Annotated in this window: 16 protein-coding genes and 1 rRNA gene; 3 read left to right on the top strand and 14 right to left on the bottom strand. The window is 71.5% G+C overall.

Translation table 11 applies throughout. From position 1 onward, the window contains the following. Nucleotides 1–23 precede the first annotated feature (23 nt). The 5 genes from IE237_RS35440 to IE237_RS35420 form a co-directional block, all read right to left on the bottom strand. On the bottom strand, nt 24–1694 hold the full coding sequence (locus IE237_RS35440; RefSeq protein WP_189806287.1) for a bifunctional uroporphyrinogen-III C-methyltransferase/uroporphyrinogen-III synthase: 1671 nt from the start codon (nt 1692–1694) through the stop codon (nt 24–26). Continuing rightward, the gene (hemC, locus tag IE237_RS35435) at nt 1691–2677 is read right to left on the bottom strand and encodes a hydroxymethylbilane synthase (RefSeq protein WP_189806286.1); all 987 of its coding nucleotides are present in this window, start codon (nt 2675–2677) and stop codon (nt 1691–1693) included. Before hemC ends, IE237_RS35440 begins: the two co-directional genes overlap by 4 nt. Beyond that, entirely contained in the window at nt 2674–4029 is a 1356-nt protein-coding gene (locus IE237_RS35430) for a glutamyl-tRNA reductase (protein ID WP_189806285.1), read from the bottom strand. The genes hemC and IE237_RS35430 overlap by 4 nt, the downstream gene beginning before the upstream one ends. Further along, nucleotides 4026–4829, bottom strand: coding sequence for a redox-sensing transcriptional repressor Rex (locus IE237_RS35425; protein ID WP_189806284.1), 804 nt, complete (start codon nt 4827–4829; stop codon nt 4026–4028). The genes IE237_RS35430 and IE237_RS35425 overlap by 4 nt, the downstream gene beginning before the upstream one ends. Before the next feature lie 272 nt (nt 4830–5101). Then, complete coding sequence (locus tag IE237_RS35420; RefSeq protein ID WP_189806283.1) at nt 5102–5380, bottom strand: glutaredoxin family protein; 279 nt, start codon at nt 5378–5380, stop codon at nt 5102–5104. Between the two features lie 105 nt (nt 5381–5485). Here IE237_RS35420 and IE237_RS35415 point away from each other — a divergent pair, with 105 nt between their 5' ends. The 3 genes from IE237_RS35415 to IE237_RS35405 all read left to right on the top strand — a co-directional run bounded on the left by IE237_RS35415 (nt 5486) and on the right by IE237_RS35405 (nt 9215). Next, complete coding sequence (locus IE237_RS35415; RefSeq protein ID WP_189806282.1) at nt 5486–6433, top strand: HAD family hydrolase; 948 nt, start codon at nt 5486–5488, stop codon at nt 6431–6433. Nucleotides 6434–6877: 444 nt separating this feature from the next. Then, nucleotides 6878–7669, top strand: a complete 792-nt coding sequence (locus tag IE237_RS35410; protein WP_189806281.1) for an ECF subfamily RNA polymerase sigma factor, BldN family — start codon at nt 6878–6880, stop codon at nt 7667–7669. Between the two features lie 298 nt (nt 7670–7967). Beyond that, complete coding sequence (locus tag IE237_RS35405; protein ID WP_189806280.1) at nt 7968–9215, top strand: DUF5667 domain-containing protein; 1248 nt, start codon at nt 7968–7970, stop codon at nt 9213–9215. Nucleotides 9216–9282: 67 nt separating this feature from the next. Here the strand turns inward: IE237_RS35405 and IE237_RS35400 are convergent, their stop codons facing one another. The 9 genes from IE237_RS35400 to rrf all read right to left on the bottom strand — a co-directional run bounded on the left by IE237_RS35400 (nt 9283) and on the right by rrf (nt 16330). Further along, a complete protein-coding gene (locus tag IE237_RS35400; RefSeq protein WP_189806279.1) occupies nt 9283–10371 on the bottom strand; it encodes a lysophospholipid acyltransferase family protein in 1089 nt (362 codons plus the stop codon). A gap of 15 nt (nt 10372–10386) precedes the next feature. Then, nucleotides 10387–11460 carry an NAD-dependent epimerase/dehydratase family protein gene (locus tag IE237_RS35395; protein WP_189806278.1) on the bottom strand — a complete coding sequence of 358 codons (1074 nt, stop codon included), beginning with the start codon at nt 11458–11460 and terminating at the stop codon, nt 10387–10389. Between the two features lie 136 nt (nt 11461–11596). Next, nucleotides 11597–11695 carry a 30S ribosomal protein bS22 gene (locus IE237_RS35390; protein ID WP_003948845.1) on the bottom strand — a complete coding sequence of 33 codons (99 nt, stop codon included), beginning with the start codon at nt 11693–11695 and terminating at the stop codon, nt 11597–11599. A 164-nt stretch (nt 11696–11859) separates the two neighbouring features. Further along, nucleotides 11860–12069: a helix-turn-helix domain-containing protein gene (locus IE237_RS35385; protein ID WP_189806277.1), complete on the bottom strand. Its 210-nt coding sequence runs from the start codon at nt 12067–12069 to the stop codon at nt 11860–11862. 127 nt (nt 12070–12196) lie between these two features. Continuing rightward, nucleotides 12197–13012 (bottom strand): phosphatase, encoded by an 816-nt coding sequence (locus tag IE237_RS35380; RefSeq protein ID WP_189806276.1) that lies wholly within the window; start codon nt 13010–13012, stop codon nt 12197–12199. Between the two features lie 99 nt (nt 13013–13111). Further along, nucleotides 13112–14287 carry an acetoin utilization protein AcuC gene (locus tag IE237_RS35375; protein ID WP_189806275.1) on the bottom strand — a complete coding sequence of 392 codons (1176 nt, stop codon included), beginning with the start codon at nt 14285–14287 and terminating at the stop codon, nt 13112–13114. Further along, complete coding sequence (locus tag IE237_RS35370) at nt 14256–15455, bottom strand: MFS transporter (RefSeq protein ID WP_189806274.1); 1200 nt, start codon at nt 15453–15455, stop codon at nt 14256–14258. The genes IE237_RS35375 and IE237_RS35370 overlap by 32 nt, the downstream gene beginning before the upstream one ends. Before the next feature lie 43 nt (nt 15456–15498). After that, nucleotides 15499–16146, bottom strand: coding sequence for an HAD family hydrolase (locus tag IE237_RS35365; protein WP_189806273.1), 648 nt, complete (start codon nt 16144–16146; stop codon nt 15499–15501). Nucleotides 16147–16213: 67 nt separating this feature from the next. Further along, nucleotides 16214–16330 (bottom strand): 5S ribosomal RNA (rrf, locus tag IE237_RS35360). Nucleotides 16331–16426 lie beyond the last annotated feature (96 nt).

Below are 16426 nucleotides of genomic sequence, written 5' to 3'. Positions count from 1 at the left end.
CGCGCCCCGGTGGAGAAGAACCGCTACGTCGTGCGACGCCTGCGCGCGCCCGGCCGCCGCTCGCTCGGCCGCGTCACCGGATCCCCGGCCTCCAGCGCGGACTCCCGCCGCCGCAGACCGAAGTCCGCCAGCGCCTCGGCGAGCTTGTGGACGGACGGCTCGGGCGAGAGCACGTCGACCCGCAGCCCGTGCTCCTCGGCCGTCTTGGCCGTGGCGGGCCCGATGCAGGCGATGACCGTCACGTTGTGCGGCTTCCCGGCGATACCGACCAGGTTCCGCACGGTCGAGGAGGACGTGAACAGAACGGCGTCGAAACCGCCGCCCTTGATCGCCTCCCGCGTGTCCGCCGGCGGCGGCGAGGCCCGTACGGTCCGGTAGGCGGTGACGTCGTCGACCTCCCACCCGAGCTCGATGAGCCCCGCGACCAGCGTCTCGGTCGCGATGTCGGCGCGCGGCAGGAAGACGCGGTCGATCGGGTCGAAGACCGGGTCGTACGGCGGCCAGTCCTCGAGGAGTCCGGCCGCGGACTGCTCGCCCGACGGCACCAGGTCCGGCTTCACGCCGAAGTCGACCAGGGCCGCGGCGGTCTGCTCGCCCACGGCCGCGACCTTGATCCCGGCGAAGGCGCGGGCGTCGAGCCCGTACTCCTCGAACTTCTCCCGTACGGCCTTCACCGCGTTCACCGAGGTGAAGGCGATCCACTCGTAGCGTCCGGTGACGAGCCCCTTGACCGCCCGCTCCATCTGCTGCGGGGTGCGCGGCGGCTCGACGGCGATCGTCGGCACCTCGTGCGGCACCGCGCCGTACGAACGCAGCTGGTCGGAGAGCGACGCGGCCTGCTCCTTGGTGCGCGGCACGAGGACACGCCACCCGAAGAGCGGCTTCGACTCGAACCACGACAGCTGGTCCCGCTGCGCCGGGGCGCTGCGCTCGCCGACCACGGCTATGACCGGCCGGTGGCCCTCGGGCGAGGGGAGCACCTTGCCCTGCTTGAAGACCTGGGCGATCGTCCCGAGGGTCGCGTTCCAGGTCCGCTGGCGGGTGGTCGTACCGGCGATGGTGACGGTGAGCGGGGTGTCCGGCTTACGGCCTGCCGACACCAGTTCACCGGCCGCCGCGGCGACCGCGTCGAGGGACGTGGACACGACGACGGTCCCGTCCGAGGCGCCGACCTCGGCCCAGCACCGCTCGTCGGCGGTGCGGGCGTCGACGAAGCGCACGTCGGTGCCCTGTGCGTCGCGCAGCGGCACGCCGGCGTACGCGGGCACGCCGACGGCGGTGGCGACGCCGGGGACGACCTCGAAGGGGATGCCCTCGGCGGCGCAGGCGAGCATCTCGGCTCCCGCGTTCCCGTCGAGTCCGGGGTCGCCCGTCACCGCACGGACGACCCGCCTGCCGCCCCTCGCGGCCTCCATGACAAGATTGGCCGCATCCCTCAACACGGGGACACCGGCGGTTGTTGACGCCTCGTCAACAACCGTCAGCTCAGGCGTGCTCACCCCCGCGCGCGCGTGGCCGCGAACGACCTCGAGCACCTCGGGCTCGGCGATCAGGACGTCCGCTCCCGACAGGGCTTCGACGGCCCTGAGGGTCAGCAGTCCGGGGTCACCGGGGCCTGCGCCGAGGAACGTGACGTGTCCGTGGCCGGTGAAGGCCGAGGACACAGGGCTTGTGGTCGGGCGGGTGGGGTTCAAAGTGCTCGCTCCCCCATAAGACCAGCCGCACCCTTGGCGAGCATCTCGTCCGCGAGTTCGCGTCCGAGCGCCATCGCCTCATCGTGCGAGGTGGGTACGGGACCGGTGGTGGACAGCTGCACCAGCGTCGAGCCGTCGGTGGTGCCGACGACGCCGCGCAGGCGCATTTCGGTGACAACCTGCCCGTGACCGGGGTCGTCGGCCAGCAGGTCGGCCAGCGCACCCACAGGTGCGGAGCAGCCGGCCTCCAGGGCGGCGAGCAGGGATCGCTCGGCGGTCACGGCGGCCCGCGTGTGCGGGTCGTCGAGCGGCGCGAGCGCGGCGACGAGTTCGGTGTTCGACGCCAGGCATTCGACGGCCAGGGCGCCCTGGCCGGGGGCGGGCAGGACGGTGTCGACGGCCAGCGGCTCGGCGGAGAGACCGCCGAGGAGCTCGTCGGTCCCGCCGATGCGGTTGAGTCCGGCCGCGGCCAGGACGACGGCGTCCAGCTCACCCGCGCGGACGTAGCCGACACGGGTGTCGACGTTGCCGCGGATGGGGACGCAGGTGATGTCCAGGCCGTGGTTGCGTGCGTACGCGTGGAGCTGTGCCATCCGCCGCGGGGAGCCGGTGCCGACCCGGGCGCCCTGGGGCAGCCGGTCCAGCGCCAGTCCCTCGCGGGCGATCAGCACGTCGCGCGGGTCCTCGCGCCGCGGGATCGCGGCCAGCACCAGGTCGGGGTGCTGTGCGGTCGGCAGGTCCTTCAGCGAGTGCACGGCGAAGTCCACCTCGCCGGCGAGCAGCGCGTCGCGCAGCGCGGCGACGAAGACGCCGGTGCCGCCGATCTGCGCCAGGTGCTCCCGGGAGGTGTCCCCGTACGTCGTGATCTCCACGAGCTCGACGGGCCGGCCGGTCAGCTGCCGGACGGCGTCGGCCACGTGCCCGGACTGGGCCATGGCGAGCTTGCTGCGCCTGGTCCCGAGCCTCAGTGCCCTCTCGGTCATACTCGCCCTCGGTTCTTGACGTCGGCGTCATTCAGGTCGGCCCGGCTGACAGAAGCCACCGTCTCCGGGTCGAGGTCGAAGAGTGTCCGCAGCGCGTCCGCGTACCCGGCGCCGCCGGGCTCGCTGGCCAGCTGCTTGACCCGCACGGTCGGCGCGTGCAGGAGCTTGTCGACCACGCGTCGCACGGTCTGGGTGATCTCGGCGCGCTGCTTGTCGTCGAGGCCGGGGAGGCGGCCTTCGAGTCGGGCGACCTCGCCCGCGACCACCTCGGCGGCCATCGTGCGCAGGGCGACGACGGTCGGGGTGATGTGGGCGGCGCGCTGGGCGGCGCCGAAGGCGGCGACCTCGTCGGAGACGATGCCCCGGACCTGGTCGACGTCGGCGGCCATGGGGGCGTCGGCGGAGGCCTCGGCGAGCGACTCGATGTCGACGAGCCGGACACCGGGGATGCGGTGGGCGGCGGCGTCGATGTCGCGGGGCATCGCGAGGTCGAGCAGGAAGAGCGGGGCCCGGCGGACCCGTGCCGCGTCCTCGACGGCCTCGGCGGTGAGGACGAGTCCGGTGGCGCCGGTGCAGGAGACGACGACGTCGGCACGTGTCAGTTCGTCGCCGACGGCAACCATCTCGACCGCGCGTGCGGCCACGCCCGTTCCACCGGCCTCACCGAGGATCTGCGCGAGCCGCTCGGCGCGGGCCAGGGTCCGGTTGGCGATGACGATCTCGGAGACGCCGGAGCGCGCGAGCGTGGCGGCGGCGAGCGAGGACATCGAGCCGGCCCCGATGACGAGGGCCCGCTTGCCCTTGGCCCAGGTCTCGACGTCCGTGTCCTGGGCGAGCTGCTCCAGGCCGAAGGTGACGAGCGACTGCCCGGCCCGGTCGATCCCGGTCTCGCTGTGGGCGCGCTTGCCGACCCTCAGGGCCTGCTGGAACAGGTCGTTGAGGAGGCGGCCGGCGGTGTGGAGGTCCTGGCCGAGGGCGAGGGTGTCCTTGATCTGGCCGAGGATCTGCCCCTCGCCGACGACCATGGAGTCGAGCCCGCAGGCCACCGAGAAGAGGTGGTGGACGGCCCGGTCCTCGTAGTGCACATAGAGATAAGGAGTGAGCTCGTCCAGGCCGACGCCGCTGTGCTGCGCGAGCAGCGTGGACAGCTCGGCGACCCCGGCGTGGAACTTGTCCACGTCGGCGTAGAGCTCGATGCGGTTGCAGGTGGCCAGGACGGTGGCCTCGGCGGCCGGTTCGGCGGCGAGGGTGTCCTGGAGCAGCTTGGCCTGGGTGTCCGCCGGCAGCGAGGCCCGCTCCAGGATGGAGACGGGGGCGCTGCGGTGGCTCAGCCCGACGACGAGAAGACTCATGCCGGCATCACCGCGGGGACGTCCCCGTCGGGTCCCTTACGGCCGGTGGAGCCCGTGGCGCCGCGGGGGGCCGGCGGCGCGACGGCGGCGGCCTCGGGCTCGGCGCCAGCGTCGGGGCCCTCCTCGGCGCTCGTCTCCTCGCCGGCCTTGCGCTGCTCGTGGAAGGCGAGGATCTGCAGCTCGATGGAGAGGTCGACCTTGCGCACGTCCACGCCGTCGGGCACGGAGAGCACGGTCGGGGCGAAGTTCAGGATGGAGGTGACTCCGGCGGCCACGAGCCGGTCGCAGACCTGCTGGGCGACGCCGGCCGGGGTCGCGATGACGCCGATGGAGACGCCGTCCTCGTTGATGATCTTCTCGAGGTCGTCGCTGTGCTGGACGGGGATCCCGGCGACCGGCTTGCCGGTCATGGCGGGGTCGGCGTCGATGAGCGCGGCGACGCGGAAGCCGCGGGACGCGAAACCGCCGTAGCCGGCGAGGGCGGCGCCGAGGTTTCCGATGCCGACGATGACGACGGGCCAGTCCTGGGTGAGACCCAGCTCACGGGAGATCTGGTAGACGAGGTACTCGACGTCGTAGCCGACACCACGGGTGCCGTACGAGCCGAGGTAGCTGAAGTCCTTGCGCAGCTTCGCGGAGTTGACCCCCGCCGCCGCCGCGAGCTCCTCGGAGGAGACCGTGGGTACGGAGCGCTCCGAGAGCGCGGTGAGTGCGCGCAGATACAGCGGAAGCCGGGCGACGGTGGCCTCGGGAATTCCTCGGCTACGGGTCGCCGGTCGGTGAGTTCGGCCAGTTGCCACGGTGCTCCTGCGGGATGAGCGGGGCTGCAGGCGGCCATATGTCCCACGACCGCCCCGTCGAATGCAGGCTATGTCTTTGTGAACGCGTGCACAAAGATGGTGTCCGTTTTGTCTGCCCAAAGTGACCGGGGTCACGCGGCCGGTTCGTATCGTCGCGGAACCGCGGAGTGCGTCAGCGCGTTGGGATCCCGAAGGGGGCAAAGCCGCACACTCTCCTCACGATGCCGCCCCCGAAACCCAACAAAACGTCCATGATGGTAACCGCCTTTCGGTCACGCACCCAGTTCGCGCCGGAGCCGGCCGGCGTCCACACGCCAGAAGGTGTGCTGCTCGCCGTCGATCAGGACCACGGGAATCTGCTCCCAGTACGCCCGGTGGAGCGCCTCGTCCTGGGTGATGTCCTTCTCCTCCCAGGATGCTCCGGTCTCCGCGCACACGGCCTCGATCACCGCGCGGGCGTCGTCGCAGAGATGACATCCCGGCTTGCCGATCAGCGTCACCGTGCGTGACCCGGCGTCCTTCTTCTTCGTACGTCCGAACATGACGCCCATTCTGCGCGGCCCGGCGGCCCCGGTAACACGCCCGGCGCCGACTGTTCACACCACGGCATCCTCACAAGTCGGGAAGTACCGAACAGACTGGCTATGCTCAACGGCATGGCCGCTCTGGGATGGCTCACCCCCCGTAGGCGCTCCGCCACCGCGCGCAGCGTCCTGGCAGGCGAGGCCGCCGCCGAGGCGGCGCGCAAGTCCTCGCTCCAGCTGGAACAGGAGCGGGAGGAGGCCGCCGCCGAGGAAGCCGCGCCCGCGGAACCGGAGTTCCCGGTCGCCGGCGACGTGAGAGCCGCCGCCTTCTTCGACCTCGACAACACCGTGATGCAGGGCGCCGCGATCTTCCACTTCGGCCGCGGCCTGTACAAGCGGAAGTTCTTCCAGCGCCGCGAACTCGCGCGCTTCGCCTGGCAGCAGGCCTGGTTCCGGCTCGCCGGCGTCGAGGACCCCGAGCACATGCAGGACGCCCGCGACAGCGCGCTGTCCATCGTCAAGGGCCACCGCGTCTCCGAACTGATGTCGATCGGCGAGGAGATCTACGACGAGTACATGGCCGACCGCATCTGGCCCGGCACCCGCGGCCTCGCCCAGGCGCACCTGGACGCGGGCCAGAAGGTCTGGCTGGTCACAGCCGCCCCGGTGGAGACGGCCACGATCATCGCCCGCCGCCTCGGCCTGACCGGAGCGCTCGGCACGGTCGCCGAGTCGGTCGGCGGCGTCTACACGGGCAAGCTGGTCGGCGAGCCCCTGCACGGACCGGCCAAGGCCGAGGCGGTACGGGCCCTCGCCGCCGCCGAGGGCCTCGACCTGAGCCGGTGCGCCGCGTACAGCGACTCGCACAACGACATCCCGATGCTGTCGCTGGTGGGGCACCCGTACGCGATCAACCCGGACGCCAAGCTCCGCAAGCACGCGAAGGACCGGGACTGGCGGCTGCGCGACTACCGGACCGGCCGCAAGGCCGCGAAGGTCGGCATCCCCGCCGCCGCGGGCCTGGGCGCGCTGGCCGGCGGCACGGCCGCCGCGGTCGCCCTGCACCGCCGCCGCCACTGACGCCGGCGCTCCCCGCGAGGGTCACACTCCCCGGCGCGCCACCGCCCTGCCGATACGTTTCGGCTGCGATCATCTGCGACAACCCCGGACCAGGCCCGCTCACCCGTCCGTGGTCGAACAGCCCCGTACACGTCGACTCCCAGGCATTCGGGCCTCCTTACCCCGCAGCGGCCCCGATCACTCGCCCGCTCCGCACTTGAGCACAACACATCGCCCGCGCAGTCACACTCGGAAGCAAAGCGATCAACAACCGGTCACGAACTGCACCCTGATGTGACTACAAGCAGTAACAGATACGACGGAACCGGTGATTTGAGCAACTGGGTGTAGCGCTGCCTGTACGAAGCGTTATTCTCCTCAGACGCACAAAGGACCCCTCACGTCGCCACGACGGGTGAACGGTCCCGCACTGCACGTGATGGAAGCTCTGCCTCTGGGAGTCCCGTGTACCCACACGTCGGGGTTGACACCTCGGGCCTGGCTACGCTGCGCGCAACGGTCCTCGACCACTTGCGCGGCTTCGTCCCCACCGCGTACGCCGGCCCTGTCCCCGCCTTCGCCTTCGCCGCACCGGCACCCGCCGGCCCTTGCTACGCCCTGGCCGACGGCGGCGCCGCCGTGGGCAGACGGGGCGCACGCTCCGGCTCCGGAACCTCGACCCCCGCCCGCCGCCCCACCGCGGACAGCGACAGCGCCCGCATGATGGACCTCGTCGAGCGCGCCCAGGCGGGCGAGGCCGAGGCCTTCGGCCGCCTGTACGACCAGTACAGCGACACGGTCTACCGCTACATCTACTACCGCGTCGGCGGAAAGGCGACGGCGGAGGACCTCACCAGCGAGACCTTCCTGCGCGCCCTGCGCCGGATCTCCACCTTCACCTGGCAGGGCCGCGACTTCGGCGCCTGGCTCGTCACGATCGCGCGGAACCTGGTCGCCGACCACTTCAAGTCCAGCCGCTTCCGCCTCGAAGTCACCACCGGCGAGATGCTCGACGCCAACGAGGTCGAGCGCAGCCCCGAGGACTCCGTCCTGGAGTCCCTCTCCAACGCCGCGCTCCTCGACGCGGTCCGCCGCCTCAACCCCCAGCAGCAGGAGTGCGTGACCCTGCGCTTCCTGCAGGGCCTCTCGGTCGCCGAGACCGCCCGGGTCATGGGCAAGAACGAGGGTGCGATCAAGACCCTCCAGTACCGGGCCGTCCGCACCCTGGCCCGCCTTCTCCCGGACGACGCCCGCTGACCGCTCCGCGCCCCCCACACGCGCCCCATCGCCCCGGCTCGCGCCCTCATGCCCCCACCTCCCCCCACACCCCCACTACCCCCGCCCAACTCACAGTCGGTGACGACTCGATGACGCACTGGTCCGATCATCTTTCGCGCGTAACCCAAGTGCCGCGCCGCTCGTTGTGCGGGATGCAGGCTCCCTGTGGTCACGCCATGTCCGCAGCCACTCACTCTTTCGTGTGGATGCGCTCAAGGTGTGCAACCTTCCGGACACCCCGGGGAGTCGACCGTCATGACGAGAGGAGGTGCCGCCCGTGATCGCGAACGTATCGGCGCACCGGCGGGCGAACGCCTTCGCCCAGGCCCTGGAGGACCGGGCGTCCGAGGACGCGGCGGCCGAGCAGCCCGAGGCCCCGGCGGAACCGGCCGAACCCGCCGAGCACGGGCGGCTGTTGGCCCTGGCGAACGGCCTCGGCGAGCTGCCCAGACCGCAGCTCGACCCCGAGGTCAAGGTGGTGCAACGAGCCCAGCTCGTCGCCGCCATGGAAGCGATGCTCATGGAAGGGAGCGCCTCGGCGGGCCCTACGGTGCCGGAGCAACGGACATCCACCGGCAGGGGAGCCCACCGGGCGTCCCCACTCCGGAGACTGCGCCCCCGGTCCCGCTGGACCAAGGGCCTCGCCGCCGGCGGCCTCACGGTCGGTGTCGCGGCGGGCGCCTTCGGCGGAGTGGCCGCTGCAAGTTCCGACGCCCTCCCCGGTGACTCGCTCTACGGACTCAAGCGAGGCATGGAGGACATCAAGCTGGGCATGGCGGACGACGACGCGGACCGCGGCGGCATCTACCTCGACCAGGCCTCCACCCGTCTCAGCGAGGCCCGCCGGCTCATGGAGCGCGGCCGCGCCGGGGAGCTCGACCACGAGTCCCTCGCCGAGATCCGCCGCGTCCTGGGCGGAATGAAGCACGACGCCTCCGAGGGCCACCGGCTGCTCCGCGAGGCGTACGAGCGGGACGGCGAGATCGGCCCGATGGCCCGGCTCAACTCCTTCGCCCAGGCCCACCGGGACACCTGGAACGGCCTCCGCGACCGGCTCCCCGTCCAACTGGCGGACGTCGGCAGCGAGGTGACGGACGTCTTCGACGCCATAGACGAAGAGGTCGAGCCGCTCCAGTCGGTGCTCCCCCGCACCCCCGAGCGGGGCGCGATCGGCTCCGAAGGCCCGCGCAGCAGCCCCGGCACGCCGAAGGGCACCCAGGGCGCCGACACCCAGCGCCCGCCGGCGGACCAGCAGGCGTCCCCGTCGAACAGCCACTCCGCCCCGCCCCGCCCGTCCGGGCCCAGCACGGGAACCACCCCGAGCACGGGCAGCGGCACGGGCTCGCCCGAGGACGACGGCCTCCTCGGCGGCAGCGCCGGCGGACTGCTCAAGCCCTCCCCGACGGGCACACCGACGGCCCCCACCGAGGGCCAGTCGACCCCGGACGTGCCGGACGTGACCCTTCCGCCACTCCTGCCGGGCCTGCTTCCGGGCCTCGGCATCGACAGCGAGGACGCTCGCTGACAAGAAGAAGGGGCGCCCCCACGGACGGGGGGCGCCCCTTCTTCCATGCCTGCTCGGGGAGCGGCGGTCAGAAGAACACCGACCGCCGCTGCACGAGCAGCTTGTAGAGCGTGTGCTGGATCTGCTCCCGCACCTGATCCGTCAGGTTGAACATCAGCATCGGGTCCTCCGCCGCCTCCGGCGCGTACGAATCCGTCGGGATCGGCTCGCCGAACTGGATCGTCCACTTCGTCGGCAGCGGCAGCGCCCCGAGCGGCCCCAGCCACGGGAAGGTCGGAGTGAGCGGGAAGTACGGGAAACCGAGCACCCGCGCCAGCGTCCTGGCGTTCCCGAGCATCGGGTATATCTCCTCCGCGCCCACGATCGAGCAGGGCACGATCGGCACCCCGGCCCGCAGCGCCGTCGAGACGAAACCGCCCCGCCCGAACCGCTGGAGCTTGTACCGCTCCCCGAAGGGCTTCCCGATCCCCTTGAAGCCCTCCGGCATCACCCCGACGATCTCGCCGGAGCGCAGCAGCCGCTCCGCGTCCTCCGCGCAGGCCAGCGTGTGCCCCGCCTTGCGGGCCAGCTCGTTGACGACGGGCAGGACGAAGACCAGGTCCGCGGCGAGCAGCCGCAGGTGCCGCCCGGCCGGATGGTGATCGTGGACGGCGACCTGCATCATCAGCCCGTCCAGCGGCAGGGTCCCGGAGTGGTTGGCGACGATCAGCGCCCCGCCCTCGGCCGGGATGTTCTCGACGCCCTTCACCTCCACCCGGAAGTACTTCTCGTACAGCGGGCGCAGCAGCGACATCAGGACCTGGTCGGTGAGCTCCTCGTCGTAGCCGAACTCGTCGACCTCGTACTCGCCGGTGACCCGCCGCCGCAGGAACGCGAGCCCGCCCGCGAGCCGCCGCTCCCAGCCGCTCCGGCCGGCCGCCGCCCGCTCCGGCGCGTCGGCCCCGGGCCCCGGCTCCGGGGCCGCGGCCCCGGAAGCACCGGAGGCTCCGGAGGCCGGGGAGGCCCCGGAGGCCTCCGACGCCCCTTCCGGCTCCCCCAGCGCCTGCTGAGGCCCCGGCAGGGCCCGTACGGCCGCCGCCTCGCCCTCGGCCCTGGCGGGCCGCCGGCGGGCCCGTGAGCGGTCGTCGTCGAACGGAATGACCTTGGCGTCCGCCATCGCAGTCGGGTCTCCTCAGGCGCCGTGGTGAAGGGGGGAAGCTTCGGTGGAGGGAGCGGCCGGCGGGGACAGGCGCCCGGCGAGCCGGTCCACCGCCCCGGCCAGCAGCTCGGGCGGCAGCAGCCCCGGTCCCCGCCCCCGCGCGAAGTCGGCGAGCGCCTCCGCCGTCGAGTAGCGCGGCGTGAAGCCGAGGACCTCCCGCGTCTGGACCGTCGAGACGACCCGGCCGTGCGTGAGCAGCCGGATCTGCTCGGGCGCGAAGTCGGTGATCCCGACCGTGCGCAGCGCGGTGCCCACCCAGGTGACCGCGGGCAGCAGCACGGGCACCGTCGGCCGCCCGAGCCGGCGCGCGCACTGGGAGAGCAGCAGCACCCCGTCCCCGGCCACGTTGAACGTGCCGCTGTTCTGGGTCGCCCTGCGGGGCTCGTGCGCCCCCAGGCGCAGGACGTCGATCACGTCGTCCTCGTGGACGAACTGCAGCCGCGGGTCGTAACCGAGGACGGTCGGCAGCACCGGCAGCGCCAGGTACTCGGCGAGCGGGGAGTCGATCCGGGGCCCGAGGATGTTCGCGAACCTCAGCACGCACACCGCCACGTCGGGCCGGCGGCGGGCGAAACCCCGGACGTACCCCTCGACCTCGACGGCGTCCTTCGCAAAGCCGCCGCTCGGCAGGGACTTCGCGGGCGTCGTCTCGGTGAAGACGGCCGGGTCCCGGGGCGCGGAGCCGTAGACGCTCGTACTGGACTTGATCACCAGGCGCCGGATCCGCGGCGACTTCTGGCAGGCGCCGAGCAGCTGCATGGTGCCGATGACGTTGGTCTCCTTGACCGACGTCCGGCCGCCGCCACCGAGCGCCGTACCGGTGACGTCCAGATGGACCACCGTGTCGACGTCGTGCTCGGCGAGGACCTTGGCGATCTCGGGCCGGCGGATGTCCGCCCGTACGAACTCGGCGGCGCCGAGCTGATGAGCCGGGTCCACCGCGTCGACGGCGATCACCCGCTCCACTTCCGGGTCCCGCTGGATCCGCCGCACGAAGCGGCCCCCCAGATGCCGGGCGGCACCGGTGACGAGCACGACCTTGCCCAAGATCCGCGCCTTCCGTCCGTCTTCCGTTGGTCGCCACCGTAGCGCCTCAAGATTTCCGCGCAATGAAACGTGGCCCTCCACCGCGAACGGTGAAGGGCCACGCCTGACGCACAAACGCTGCGAAGCAGCTGTCGCCTTACTTCTTGTTGCGACGCTGAACGCGCGTGCGCTTGAGCAGCTTGCGGTGCTTCTTCTTCGCCATCCGCTTGCGCCGCTTCTTGATAACAGAGCCCACGACTACCCTCGCTCACTTCTCGGAACATCCCCGCCTCCCGGCGGGGATCGGTGCGGGGCGTCTGGGCCCACACGACCTACGTCGGCCTAGCCTACCGTCCCGAGGACCGCGCTTGTAATCCGAGGGCCGTACGGGGCTTTCCCGGCATTGCGGCCGCGCGGCCGCTAAGCGCTCCCCACCCCCACGAACGACTCCCGCAGGTACTCGTGAACCGCCTGTTCCGGCACCCGGAAGGACCTGCCCACCCGGATCGCCGGCAGATGACCGCTGTGCACCAAGCGGTACACGGTCATCTTCGACACGCGCATCACCGAGGCGACTTCCGCCACGGTCAGAAACTTGACCTCGTTGAGAGGTCGTTCGCCAGCAGCCATGACCCACCTGTACCTTCCGCCGCGACGCCCACCGGCTTCCCCTCCGGTGACTCTTCGTCGCCGAGCGCTCACTCTCCAGACTAGGGGCGGGTGGTACGAGTGGGGAAGAGGAGCTGCCATCGGCCGTTTACCGTGACAGACACGCTCGATTGAGTACATAGCGCGTCAGCGGGAGGTACGAGGCGGAGCGCACTCCGTCATCAAGCGGAACGGCCACCGACACCTGCCCCTCCGCCTCCCCGACGAACAGCGCGGGATCATCCGTGTCCGCCAGACCGATGGCCTCGATACCCAGCTGACCTGCCCCGCAGACCCATCCGTGGTCCCCCACCACAAGCTCCGGCAGCGGCCCGCCACCGTCCGCCGCGCTCTCCAGAGCGGCCCTAACCGGCAGCGGCGAGTGGGAGTGCGCCCCCCGCACACGCCCGTCGCCGGACGGCCCGGGTTCCCGTACCAGCGCGACCCCCCGTACGTAGTCGAGAAGGTACGTACGTACGCCGAACCGGGTCGTTATGTCGACACATCGCCCCTGCGCCGGTGTGAGGACAAGACATCCCGCCGCCGACAAGGCGTCTGCGAGAGCGACGTAGAAACCGAGCAGACGATGCGGATGCCCCGTCCCGAGAAGCACCGGAACCCGCCGCGCGGCCGCCGCACCCAGACGCGCCGCGAAGGCGTCGAGCCCCCGCACCGTACGCTCCGGATCGATGACGTCCGGCCCCGACCGGTGCGCCGGATCCCCCGACACCCCACACTTGTCGGCCATCAGCCGCAGCAGACCCGCCTCGTCCCACACCCACGCGGGGTCCAGCCCGAGCAGCACCCGCGGATCACGCGCGGCGAACAGCCGATAGCTCCGCAGGTTCTCCTCCCGCGAGGTCGCCACCCTGCCCGCCAACCCCGCCGCCAACAGATGCGCCCGCAGCGCCCCGGTACTCAACACCCACCCGATGCTGCCGGAACACCACCGCCCGGGGATCCAAACCTCCCGGACACCCCACCGTCGGCGTAACGCCCGGGAGAACGTTCCCGGCCCCGCCCCCTAGGCCAGCATCCCCCGCAGCGGAAACGCCGCCTTCCGCGTCGCGAGCACCGCCTGGTCCAGCCGGTCCGCCGGGTCGTACCCCTCGGCCCAGTCCCGGAAGCCCACCGGCCACCGCCCGTCCGTCATCCGCGCCGGCCCCGGCTGCCGGGTCCGCGCGTACACCTCGTCCCGCCACGACGCCGGGATCACCGACTCCGGATCCACCGGAGCATGCGCCGCGATCCCCACCAGATGCGTCCACGACCGCGGTACGACATCCACCACCGCGTACCCGCCGCCGCCGAGCGCCAGCCAGCGCCCCTCGGCATACTCGTGCGCCAGCTCGTGACAGGCCTCCTGGACCGCCCGCTGCGCGTCCAGCGACACCGCAAGGTGCGCCAGCGGATCCTCGAAGTGCGTGTCCGCCCCGTGCTGCGTCACCAGCACCTGCGGCCGGAAGTCCGCGACGAGCTCCGGCACGACCGCGTGGAAGGCCCGCAGCCACCCCGCGTCCCCCGTCCCCGCCGGCAGCGCCACGTTCACGGCCCCGCCCTCACCGGCCCCCGCCGCGCCCGTCTCCTCCGGCCAGCCCGTCTGCGGGAACAGCGTCCGCGGATGCTCGTGCAACGACACCGTCAGAACCCGCGGGTCCTCCCAGAACGCCGCCTGCACCCCGTCCCCGTGATGCACGTCCACATCCACGTACATGACCCGCTCCGCGCCCAGTTCGAGCAGCCGGGCGATCGCCAGCGAGGCGTCGTTGTAGATGCAGAAACCCGAGGCCGCCCCCGGCATCGCGTGGTGCAGCCCACCCGCGAAGTTCACCGCGTGCGCGGCCTCCCCGCGCCAGACCGCCTCCGCCGCGCCCACCGACTGCCCGGCGATCAGCGCCGACACCTCGTGCATCCCGGCGAACGCCGGATCGTCGACCGTGCCGAGCCCGTACGCCTGGTCGGCATGGCGCGGATCCGCCGAGGCCGCCCGCACCGCCGCCACATAGTCCTCGCGGTGCACGAGCCGCAGCGTCGAGTCCCCGGCCGGCTTCGCCGCCACCACGTCCACCGCCCGGTCGAGCCCGTAGGCCCGCACCAGCGACATCGTCAGCGCGAGCCGGACCGGATCCATCGGATGCTCGGACCCGAAGTCGTACTGCGTGACAGCTTCATCCCACATCAACAGTGCGCGGCCGCTCATGCCCGCCACCGTATCGGGCCTCTCGCGCACCGAACGACGTGGCGTACACCACCGTCACCAGGACCAGCACCATCGGCACCAGCATGGCCCCCCGATAGCTCCACGCGTCCCCGAGCGCCCCCACCAGGGGAGAGCCCACGAGGAATCCCACGTAGTTGAAGACGTTGAGCCGCGCGACCGCCGCGTCACTGGCCCCCGGGAACAGCCGCCCCGCCGCGGCGAACGTCTGCGGCACGATCACGCTCAGCCCGAACCCGAGCACCGTGAACCCGGCGATCCCCGCCCAGGCACCCGGAGCCGCCGCGACCGCAGCGAACCCGAGACCCGCGAGCACGGCACCCGCCCGCACCACCACGACGGCCCCGAGCCGCCGCACCCCGAAGTCCCCGACCGCCCGCCCGAGCAGCGTCGTCACCATGTACGCGTTGTACGGCACGGTCGCCAGCTCCTCCGAGCTGCCCAGCACGTCCTGGAGGTACTTGGCACTCCAGTTGGAGACCGTCGAGTCCCCGATGTACGCGAAGGTCATCACCAGACACAGCGGCAGCAGCACCTTGAAGACGACACCGCTCCCCTTCGCGTCCCCCGCCTCGGCCGGCTCGGACTCCCCACCGGCCACGTACCACCGGCTGCCGACGAACGCGACGGGCAGCAGCACGGCCACCACCGGCAGGTACGACACGAACAGCGACAGGTGCCAGTGCGCCCCCACCCAGGCGAGCGAGGCCCCCGCGATCCCGCCGAGGCTGTACGAGGCGTGGAAACCGAGCATGATGCTCCGCCCGTACGCCCGCTGCAGGCTCACCCCCAGCATGTTCATCGAGGCGTCGAGGGCACCCACGGCAAGACCGAAGAGCCCCAGCGCGATCGCGGCATGCCAGAGCTCCGACCCCATCCCCACGGCGAGGAGGGCCAGCAGCACGAAGGGCTGCGCCCACCGCAGCACCACCGCCGGCCCGACCTGGGCGACGACCTTCTCGGTCGCCACACTCGCCACACCCGCCAGGATCGGGACCGCCGCCAGGAAGGCCGGCAGCAGCCCGTCCGAGATCCCGTACTGGTCCTGGATCGCCGGTATTCGAGTCACGAGCAGGGCGAAGGTGACCCCCTGCACGAAGAAACTGACCGCCAGGGATCCCCGCCCACGCCGCAAACGCGCATCCGTCATGGCGGCACAGCGTACGGCCGGAAACTACCGCTGGGTAGATGGATCACGCCTCCAAAATCGCGGGAAGCTCCTCCATCCTCCCGAAGTAGCCCTTCGCCCCGGCGAGCTTCGCCTCCGGTGTCATCGCGGTGAACCCGAACACGTCCATCCCGGCCGCCAGGGCGGCCTGGACCCCGAGCCCGCTGTCCTCGACCACCACACACCGCTCGGGGGCGACCCCCATGCGCTCGGCGGCGTACAGGAAGAGGTCCGGCGCCGGCTTGCCCCGGCCGACATCCTCGGCACTGAACACGATCTCGTCCCTGAAGTGGACGTCGAGCCCGGTCTTCCGGTGCCCGACCCTGATCCGCTCATGGCTCCCCGAGGAGGCCACACAGTACGGAACACCGGCCGCGGCAAGCCCCTTGAGCACGTCCCCGGCACCGGCGACGGCCTCCAACTCCGCTTCGAAGGCGGCGAAGACCCGCGCGTGGAACGTCTCGTCGAAGTCCGCCGGCAGCTTCTTCCCGCTCCGCGCCTCGACGAGCTCATGGATCCGGTGCATGGCGGACCCCATGTAGTCCCGCACCGACTCCTCGTACGTGGTGGGATGCCCGAGCTCCGTCAGATAGCCGGCCAGCAGGTGATTGGAGATCGGCTCGCTGTCCACGAGCACACCGTCGTTGTCGAAGATGACCAAGTCGTATCGCATGACCACAGCCTAGAACGCAAAAATGCCTCAACCCCCGGACAAAGTCCGGGGGTTGAGGCTAAAAATTGTTCGGCGGCGTCCTACTCTCCCACAGGGTCCCCCCTGCAGTACCATCGGCGCTGAAAGGCTTAGCTTCCGGGTTCGGAATGTAACCGGGCGTTTCCCTAACGCTATGACCACCGAAACTCTATGAAGTTGAACTCAACCGGCAAGGGAGTTCATTGCTTCAGAACTAACACAGTGGACGCGAGCAACTGAGGACAAGCCCTCGGCCTATTAG

This window comes from Streptomyces tanashiensis (assembly GCF_014648895.1).
Lineage (GTDB): Bacteria > Actinomycetota > Actinomycetes > Streptomycetales > Streptomycetaceae > Streptomyces > Streptomyces tanashiensis.
This window is presented reverse-complemented; position numbering and strand designations above follow the sequence as displayed.

Coding starts and splice junctions, on each gene's coding strand:
- IE237_RS35415 (WP_189806282.1), top strand. CDS start 5,486: ATGGCCGCTCTGGGATGGCTCACCCCCCGTAGGCGCTCCGCCACCGCG.
- IE237_RS35400 (WP_189806279.1), bottom strand. CDS start 10,371: ATGGCGGACGCCAAGGTCATTCCGTTCGACGACGACCGCTCACGGGCC.
- IE237_RS35385 (WP_189806277.1), bottom strand. CDS start 12,069: ATGGCTGCTGGCGAACGACCTCTCAACGAGGTCAAGTTTCTGACCGTG.
- IE237_RS35370 (WP_189806274.1), bottom strand. CDS start 15,455: ATGACGGATGCGCGTTTGCGGCGTGGGCGGGGATCCCTGGCGGTCAGT.
- IE237_RS35420 (WP_189806283.1), bottom strand. CDS start 5,380: ATGGGCGTCATGTTCGGACGTACGAAGAAGAAGGACGCCGGGTCACGC.
- IE237_RS35365 (WP_189806273.1), bottom strand. CDS start 16,146: ATGCGATACGACTTGGTCATCTTCGACAACGACGGTGTGCTCGTGGAC.
- IE237_RS35430 (WP_189806285.1), bottom strand. CDS start 4,029: ATGAGTCTTCTCGTCGTCGGGCTGAGCCACCGCAGCGCCCCCGTCTCC.
- hemC (WP_189806286.1), bottom strand. CDS start 2,677: ATGACCGAGAGGGCACTGAGGCTCGGGACCAGGCGCAGCAAGCTCGCC.
- IE237_RS35375 (WP_189806275.1), bottom strand. CDS start 14,287: ATGAGCGGCCGCGCACTGTTGATGTGGGATGAAGCTGTCACGCAGTAC.